The sequence below is a fragment of the Pseudophaeobacter sp. genome (assembly GCF_039971195.1).
In the GTDB taxonomy this organism is placed as follows: domain Bacteria; phylum Pseudomonadota; class Alphaproteobacteria; order Rhodobacterales; family Rhodobacteraceae; genus Pseudophaeobacter.
In genome coordinates this window covers 22,580-29,432 of record NZ_JBDWPJ010000144.1, presented here as the reverse complement: position 1 = coordinate 29,432, position 6,853 = coordinate 22,580, and the positions used below count along the sequence as shown (strand labels likewise).

Annotated in this window: 9 protein-coding genes; 6 read left to right on the top strand and 3 right to left on the bottom strand. The window is 59.8% G+C overall.

Annotated elements, in window-relative coordinates:
• The coding region (locus tag ABJP42_RS12875; protein WP_348340957.1) for an AMP-binding protein at positions 1 to 1,053 on the bottom strand (1,053 nt) is incomplete at its 3' end.
• A 94-nt stretch (positions 1,054 to 1,147) separates the two neighbouring features.
• On the opposite strand from ABJP42_RS12875, the gene ABJP42_RS12870 reads away from it, so the two are divergent.
• Positions 1,148 to 2,089 (top strand): DMT family transporter, encoded by a 942-nt coding sequence (locus ABJP42_RS12870; protein WP_348340955.1) that lies wholly within the window; start codon positions 1,148 to 1,150, stop codon positions 2,087 to 2,089.
• Positions 2,090 to 2,116: 27 nt separating this feature from the next.
• On the opposite strand, the gene ABJP42_RS12865 is transcribed toward ABJP42_RS12870, so the two are convergent.
• Positions 2,117 to 2,554, bottom strand: coding sequence for a MarR family winged helix-turn-helix transcriptional regulator (locus ABJP42_RS12865; protein ID WP_348340953.1), 438 nt, complete (start codon positions 2,552 to 2,554; stop codon positions 2,117 to 2,119).
• 110 nt (positions 2,555 to 2,664) lie between these two features.
• Here ABJP42_RS12865 and ABJP42_RS12860 point away from each other — a divergent pair, with 110 nt between their 5' ends.
• Entirely contained in the window at positions 2,665 to 3,093 is a 429-nt protein-coding gene (locus ABJP42_RS12860; RefSeq protein WP_348340951.1) for an organic hydroperoxide resistance protein, read from the top strand.
• Between the two features lie 161 nt (positions 3,094 to 3,254).
• Here ABJP42_RS12860 and ABJP42_RS12855 read toward each other — a convergent pair whose 3' ends face one another.
• Positions 3,255 to 4,121 carry a branched-chain amino acid aminotransferase gene (locus tag ABJP42_RS12855; protein WP_348340949.1) on the bottom strand — a complete coding sequence of 289 codons (867 nt, stop codon included), beginning with the start codon at positions 4,119 to 4,121 and terminating at the stop codon, positions 3,255 to 3,257.
• A 171-nt stretch (positions 4,122 to 4,292) separates the two neighbouring features.
• Between ABJP42_RS12855 and ABJP42_RS12850 the strand changes: the two genes are divergently transcribed.
• The 4 genes from ABJP42_RS12850 to ABJP42_RS12835 all read left to right on the top strand — a co-directional run bounded on the left by ABJP42_RS12850 (position 4,293) and on the right by ABJP42_RS12835 (position 6,849).
• Positions 4,293 to 4,829: a MarR family winged helix-turn-helix transcriptional regulator gene (locus ABJP42_RS12850; RefSeq protein WP_348340947.1), complete on the top strand. Its 537-nt coding sequence runs from the start codon at positions 4,293 to 4,295 to the stop codon at positions 4,827 to 4,829.
• The gene (locus ABJP42_RS12845) at positions 4,826 to 5,527 is read left to right on the top strand and encodes a response regulator (RefSeq protein WP_348340945.1); all 702 of its coding nucleotides are present in this window, start codon (positions 4,826 to 4,828) and stop codon (positions 5,525 to 5,527) included. The genes ABJP42_RS12850 and ABJP42_RS12845 overlap by 4 nt, the downstream gene beginning before the upstream one ends.
• Positions 5,528 to 5,674: 147 nt before the next feature.
• Positions 5,675 to 6,601 carry a histone deacetylase family protein gene (locus tag ABJP42_RS12840; RefSeq protein WP_348340943.1) on the top strand — a complete coding sequence of 309 codons (927 nt, stop codon included), beginning with the start codon at positions 5,675 to 5,677 and terminating at the stop codon, positions 6,599 to 6,601.
• Complete coding sequence (locus ABJP42_RS12835; protein WP_348340941.1) at positions 6,598 to 6,849, top strand: exodeoxyribonuclease VII small subunit; 252 nt, start codon at positions 6,598 to 6,600, stop codon at positions 6,847 to 6,849. Before ABJP42_RS12840 ends, ABJP42_RS12835 begins: the two co-directional genes overlap by 4 nt.
• The last annotated feature ends 4 nt before the right edge of the window (positions 6,850 to 6,853 follow it).

Below are 6,853 nucleotides of genomic sequence, written 5' to 3'. Positions count from 1 at the left end.
CCGCACTTCCAGCACGCCGGTTTCCCCCGGCCGCAGCTCGGTGTCCTTGTCCATAATCCGCGCCTCGACCCCCGGCAGCGGAAAGCCAACCGTGCCGGCGCGGCGCTCGCCCTCATAGGGGTTGGAGGTGCTCATATTGGTTTCGGTCATGCCATAGCGTTCCAGAATGCGATGGCCGGTGCGGGCCTGCCATTGCTCATGCGTGTCCACCAAAAGCGGCGCCGAGCCAGAGATGAACAGCCGCATATTGGCGGCGCGCTCTGGCGTGAGGCGCGGATCCTGCAACAGCCGTGTGTAGAAGGTCGGGACCCCCATCAGCGCCGTGGCCTGCGGCATCGCCTCTAGGATCTCATCGGCATTGAAACCTGCAAGGAAGACCACGCGCGCGCCGGCAAACAGCGCCACATTGGTGGCGACAAACAACCCATGGGTGTGAAAGATCGGCAGCGCGTGGATCAGCACATCGCGGTCGCTGAATTGCCAATAATCCCGTAGGGTCTGCGAGTTGGAGGCGAGATTGCCATGGCTCAGCATCGCGCCCTTGGAGCGCCCGGTGGTGCCCGAAGTATAGAGGATCGCCGCCAGGTCATCCGCCCCCCGTGGCACCGGCGTGAAACCGCCGCGCCCGACAACACTCTCCGTCAGGCTGCCCAGCCCCTTGGCATCCAGCGTCATGACCCGCGCCTGCCCGGCGATTTCGCCAATGGCCCCGGCCCGGGCGGGGTCACAGACCACCACCCGTGGGCTGGCATCGCCCAGAAAATAGCTAAGTTCGGCGGTGGTATAGGCGGTGTTGAGCGGCAAAAACACAGCGCCCGCCATGACGGTGCCTAGGTAGAGCTGGATCGCCTCGATGGTTTTTTCCACCTGCACCGCCACCCGGTCGCCAGGCTCAACCCCCAGGGCCACCAGCGCCGCCGCATTGCGCTCTGCCCCGGCAAAAAGCTCGCCAAAGGTGACGCTGGCACGGGCTGGGAAACTGGCAAAATTGCGGGTTTCATGACCTTTGGAGGCTGCGTGCAACTGGGAAATCAGGTGGTTGGCATCATACATATGCTGGGTCCTCGGAATTTGGCGCCATTTGCGCTAGGGCTGGTGGTGAAATCAACCCATTGATCTTTTTGTCGCAGGGGCGCAGTCTCCGGCCATGGCAAAACCCTTAACATCGCATCGACCTTTGCTGGCCATCGGCCTAAAGGTCGCGGCCATCGGGTTGTTCACTGCTCTTTCGGCGCTGATCAAGGCGGTCTCGGATGTGGTGCCTGCAGGTGAGGCGGTGTTTTTCCGGTCGTTTTTTGCCATTCCGGTGATTGTTGTCTGGCTGTCGATGCGCGGCGACTTGAAAAACGGGTTGAAGACGCAAAAGCCCATGGGCCATGTCTGGCGCGGCCTGGTGGGCACCTCTGCCATGGCGATGACCTTCATGGGGTTGGGCATGTTGCCGCTGCCGGAAGTCACCGCCATCGGCTATGCCACACCGATTTTCACCCTGATCCTGGCTGCGATTTTTCTGGGCGAACGCATCCGGCTGGTGCGGATCAGTGCCGTTGGCATTGGTCTTTTGGGCGTTCTGATCATGATCTACCCGCGACTGTCGGGCGGCATGGATATGACGAGCACCGCCTTTGTGGGTGTCGTGTTAATTCTCGCGGCAACCGTGGCGCGCGGTTTTGTGCAGATCCATATTCGCCGCATGGTGATGACCGAACATACCGCCGCCATCGTTTTCTATTTCTCCGTCACCGCCTCGCTACTGTCACTGCTGACCCTGCCCTTTGGCTGGGTAATACCAGACCCTGCGACCCTGGCGTTGCTGATGGGCGCCGGACTTGTTGGCGGGGTGGCGCAGATATTGGTGACCTCCTCCTATCGCTTCGCCCCAGCTTCGATGCTGGCGCCCTATGATTATGTCTCGATGATCTTTGCCATTGTGCTGGGCTATTTCTGGTTTGATGAGCTGCCAACCCTGGTGATGCTGGCCGGGGCCAGCCTGGTGATTGCGGGCAATATCCTGGTGATTTGGCGTGAAAGCCGGTTGGGGCTGGTGCGTGGCAAGGCCCGCGCTTTGACCGATCCCAAAGGCGGCTAGTCGCCTAAGTTGTCGGTAGACCAGAGTTTAGCCCGAAGCTTTCAATCGAGTGGCCAGGGTCTGGATCCGGTCCCGCAGAGCAATGAGCTCTGCCATATCCTCTCCCGATGCCTCCAAAATGCAGCGCGAAATCCCGGCAGCCTCCTGCTGCAGAGCGCCGCCCCTGTCAGTCAACGAGACGATCACACTGCGCTCGTCCTCCGGGTTGCGACGGCGCTGCAGCAGTTCGGCGGCCTCCATCCGTTTCAACAGGGGCGTCAGGGTGTTGGATTCCAGGTTCAGCGCCGCGCCAAGGTCATTGACCTTTTGGCCATCCCGCTGCCACAGCGCCACTAGAACCAGATACTGCGGGTAGGTCAGACCATGGCGGGCCAAAAGCGGCCGGTACAATCGCGCCATGGCGTTATTGGCGGAATAAAGCGCAAAGCAGAGCAATTCATCAAGATGGAGGGCACGATCAAGCATGGGGGTAAATAAATCGCACACGATTAAATCGCAACCCCTTGTCACAGGGCGCAGCTTTCGCTATTTAAATCGCGCACGATTTATTCCATTACGATCAAAAGGAAGATCCAATGAGCATTTCAGCAATCTATACAGCCCAGGCCACCGCCACCGGAGGCCGCAATGGCCGCGCCGTGGTCGAAGAGTCCGGTCTTGATCTGGTACTGGCGGCACCAAGCGCCATGGGCGGGGATGGCAAAGGCAGCAATCCCGAACAACTTTTTGCTGCTGGCTATGCCGCCTGTTTCATTGGTGCCATGCAGTTTGCCACCACCCAGGATGCAAGCCTGGCGAAAGTGCCTGCGGATGTCTCAGTACAGGCCAGCGTTGGCATTGGCCCCAACCCAAAGGGCGGATTTGGGCTAGTTGTCACCCTCGCCGTGACCCTGCCCGGCCTGGACACTGCCGAGGCCGAAAGTGTCACGGAAGCCGGTCACAAGATCTGCCCCTATTCCAATGCTGTGCGTGGCAATGTCGAGGTCACGACGCAGGTCGTATGAGGTCTGAAGGGGCCTGATTGCGAGGCTCTGCCTCGCGCTCCGGAATATTTATGGAAAGATGATAAAGCCACAGGCACCCACTGCACCGTCAGGTGCTCAGACTGAAAAAGCGCGGAAGGTTTCCTTCCGCGCTTTTCCAATTTAGTTGAGAGCTTTATGGCTTAGCTGCGTACCAGCGCCTCATATTCTGCGGCGATATCGCGGGTTATCTCTCCGACCGCAAATTTATAAGGACCAATTTCGCCCACCGGAGTGACCTCGGCGGCTGTTCCGGTCAGCCAGCACTGTTCAAACACTTCCATCTCTTCTGGCAGGATACGGCGCTCATGCACGGTGATACCCTTGTCCTTGAGCATCTGGATCACCGTCTGGCGGGTTATGCCGTTGAGGAAGCAATCCGCCAGGGGCGTGTGCACTTCGTCGTCTTTGACAAAGAAGATATTGGCGCCGGTGGCTTCGGCCACATAGCCGCGATAATCTAGGAACAGAGCATCCGAGCAGCCCTTGGCCTCGGCCTTGTGCTTAGAAATGGTGCAGATCATATAGAGGCCCGCTGCCTTGGCATGTACGGGAATGGTTTCCGGGCTCGGGCGTTTGTATTCGGCGATATCCAGCTTCGCACCCTGCATTTTGGCATCGCCATAATAGGCGCCCCAGCCCCAGACAGCCACGGCCATGCGCACCGGGTTCTGCGCCGAGGCCACGCCCATATCTTCGCCGGAACCGCGCCAGACCAGTGCCCGCACATAGGCATCCTGCAGGCCAGAGGCTTTGAGGGCCTCTTCCTTGGCGGCCTCAATATCATCCACCGAATAGGACATCGGCATATCCAAGGCTTCGGCGCTGGCGATCAAGCGCTCGGAATGCTCGCGGCTTTTGAAGATCTTACCATTATAGGCGCGCTCGCCCTCAAAAACCGAAGAGGCATAGTGCATCGCATGGGTCAGGACATGGACTTTGGCGTCTCGCCATTCGACCATCTCCCCATCCATCCAGATCACACCGTCACGATCATCATACCCAGCCATGCCACAGCCTCCTCAAAGTAGTCTATATTTTCACAAGTTGCGCATCATATGGCCGAAACGGACATATTCTTGCGCCAAAGCTGCGATTCGATACATCTTCACCCTTGGAATGTCAATATAGCTGACATAAACTGCCCTCAAGGACTTGAGGCGAGCAAGAGGGAGAGCACCATGTCAGAAGGGGGCTCAAACGGGCGGTCCATGGGACGGTCCAGCCAGGGGTTTGGCGGTGAAAGCCTGCTGTTTTTGACCGATGAACAGCTGCGCCAGGGCATCGAGGCGATGTTCTTTGCCTATCGCGGCTTTACCGCCGATCCGGACCGCATTCTGGCAGAGATGTCCTATGGCCGTGCCCATCACCGTGCCATTCACTTCATAAATCGCGCCCCTGGCACCACGGTGAACAATATGCTCACAATCTTAGGCGTCACCAAGCAATCGCTTAACCGGGTGCTGCGCACGCTGATCAGCGACGGGTTAGTGGAAAGCCGCGTTGGAGTCTCGGATAAACGCGAACGCCATCTGCATCTGACCGAGGCTGGCAAGGCACTGGAGGCGCAGCTCTCGGACGCCCAGCGCGCCCGCATGCGTGCCGCCTACAAGGATGCAGGCCCCGAGGCCGTACAGGGGTTCAAAAAGGTTCTGGAAGCGATGATGGATGCCGATATGCGCCGGGCCTATGTGAATTTGCGGGAAAGTGGATCATGAGCAGTTTTGACTCCCATCTTCTGATTGTTGATGATGACGAGCGCATTCGCGGCCTGCTGAAGAAATTCCTGATGCGGGCTGGTTTTCTGGTCTCAGCTGCGCGCGATGCCGCCCATGCCCGCCGGGTGTTGGCCGGGCTGGATTTTGACCTCATTATCATGGATGTGATGATGCCCGGCGAAGATGGTATCTCGCTGACCAGATCCCTGCGCGAAACCATGACCACTCCGATTCTGCTGCTCACCGCCAAGGGAGAGACCGAAGATCGGATCACCGGCTTTGAAGCTGGCGCTGACGACTATCTGCCAAAGCCCTTTGAACCCAAGGAATTGCTCCTGCGGGTCAATGCCATCCTGCGGCGAGTGCCCGATACTTCAGCCCAGGACAGCGCCCCCAAGGTGCTGCACCTGGGCGAGATCCGCTATGATATCGAACGCGGTGAGATGTGGCAGGGCAGCGATCTGGTGCGCCTGACCGGCACGGAAAGCCAGCTGATGAAGATCTTTTCCGCCTGCCCCAATGAGGCCGTGAGTCGCGCCAAACTGGTTGAGGATCTGGGTCGGGATCGCGGCCAGGCGCAGGAACGTGCCGTGGATGTGCAGATCACCCGGTTGCGGCGCAAGATCGAGCCGAACCCAAAACAGCCGCAATATCTGCAAACGGTGCGCGGTGCTGGCTATATGCTGGCACCGGACTGACCTCCCAACTGGTTAGCCCCACGCCCACTGGCCTCCCTGTTCACTTTTCGCTGCATCAGAGGTTGCGGCTTGTGGTGTGCTAGGGTTGCGCCCTAGGCTCTGGCCAACCCTATCCTGAAATCACCTTCACACGCCGGGACCTGCCCCATGACAACTGCCCTGATCACCCATGCAGATTGCCTGCGCCATGAAACCCCCACAGGACATCCCGAACAGGTGGCGCGACTGGAACATATCCTGCATGCGCTGGAACCGCTGGAGCTGAAGCGGGTGCCCGCGCCAATGGCGGCAGAGGATGACATCCTGCGCATTCACCCAGTGGACCATTTGCGCACCCTGCGTTCCGCCCACCCCAGCGAGGGCTATGCGCAGATTGATGGCGATACCTTCATGTCCCCTGGCACATTGGATGCAGCCTTTCGCGCCGCCGGGGCGGCGGTGCGGGCGGTGGATATGGTGATGACGGGCGAGGCCCAGAATGCCTTTGCCGCCATTCGCCCCCCCGGTCATCACGCCGAAACAGAGACCGCCATGGGGTTCTGCTTTTTTGGCAATGCCGCCCTGGCCGCCAAACACGCGCTGGATCACCACGGGTTGAACCGGGTCGCGGTGGTGGATTTTGACGTCCACCATGGCAATGGCACCCAGGATCTCTTGTGGGACGAACCCCGCGCCCTGTTTGTGACCAGCCAGCAGATGCCGCTTTGGCCCGGCTCCGGGCGGGTCGATGAAGACGGCGTACATGGCCAGATCCTCAACATGCCCCTGACGCCTGATTCTGGCGGAGCCGAGATGCGCGCGGCCTACACGGAACAGGCCTTCCCGCGGCTGCGCGCCTTCAAACCGGAACTGATCATCATCTCCGCCGGCTTTGACGCCCATCAGGATGACCCGCTGGCCAACCTGAACTGGAGCACCGCTGATTTTGCCTGGCTCACGGCGGAGCTTTGTGCGCTGGCGCAGGAGCTGTGTCAGGGTCGTATCGTCTCGACTTTGGAGGGCGGATATGATCTGAACGCGCTAGCGCAGGCAACCCGCGCCCATGTGGAAGAATTGATAAAGGCAGCGACATGACCGAGACCACCGCCCCCTCTGTTGACGATATGAGCTTTGAGCAGGCCATGCGCGAGCTGGAAACCGTGGTTGGCCAGCTGGAACGCGGCGATGTGGCGCTGGATGCCTCGATTGACCTTTATGAACGCGGCGCTCAGCTGAAAAAACGCTGCGAAGACGAGCTGAAGCGCGCCGAAGAAAAAGTCGCTGCGCTGACGCTGGACACCAGTGGCACGCCGATTGCAACCCAGGCTCTGGACGCGGGCTAACAGC

Bases quoted from the DNA above. Each gene is read 5' to 3' on its own strand.
- ABJP42_RS12860 (WP_348340951.1), top strand. From the start codon at position 2,665: ATGAGCATTTCAGCAATCTATACAGCCCAGGCCACCGCCACCGGAGGC.
- ABJP42_RS12870 (WP_348340955.1), top strand. From the start codon at position 1,148: ATGGCAAAACCCTTAACATCGCATCGACCTTTGCTGGCCATCGGCCTA.
- ABJP42_RS12845 (WP_348340945.1), top strand. From the start codon at position 4,826: ATGAGCAGTTTTGACTCCCATCTTCTGATTGTTGATGATGACGAGCGC.
- ABJP42_RS12835 (WP_348340941.1), top strand. From the start codon at position 6,598: ATGACCGAGACCACCGCCCCCTCTGTTGACGATATGAGCTTTGAGCAG.
- ABJP42_RS12865 (WP_348340953.1), bottom strand. From the start codon at position 2,554: ATGCTTGATCGTGCCCTCCATCTTGATGAATTGCTCTGCTTTGCGCTT.
- ABJP42_RS12855 (WP_348340949.1), bottom strand. From the start codon at position 4,121: ATGGCTGGGTATGATGATCGTGACGGTGTGATCTGGATGGATGGGGAG.
- ABJP42_RS12840 (WP_348340943.1), top strand. From the start codon at position 5,675: ATGACAACTGCCCTGATCACCCATGCAGATTGCCTGCGCCATGAAACC.
- ABJP42_RS12850 (WP_348340947.1), top strand. From the start codon at position 4,293: ATGTCAGAAGGGGGCTCAAACGGGCGGTCCATGGGACGGTCCAGCCAG.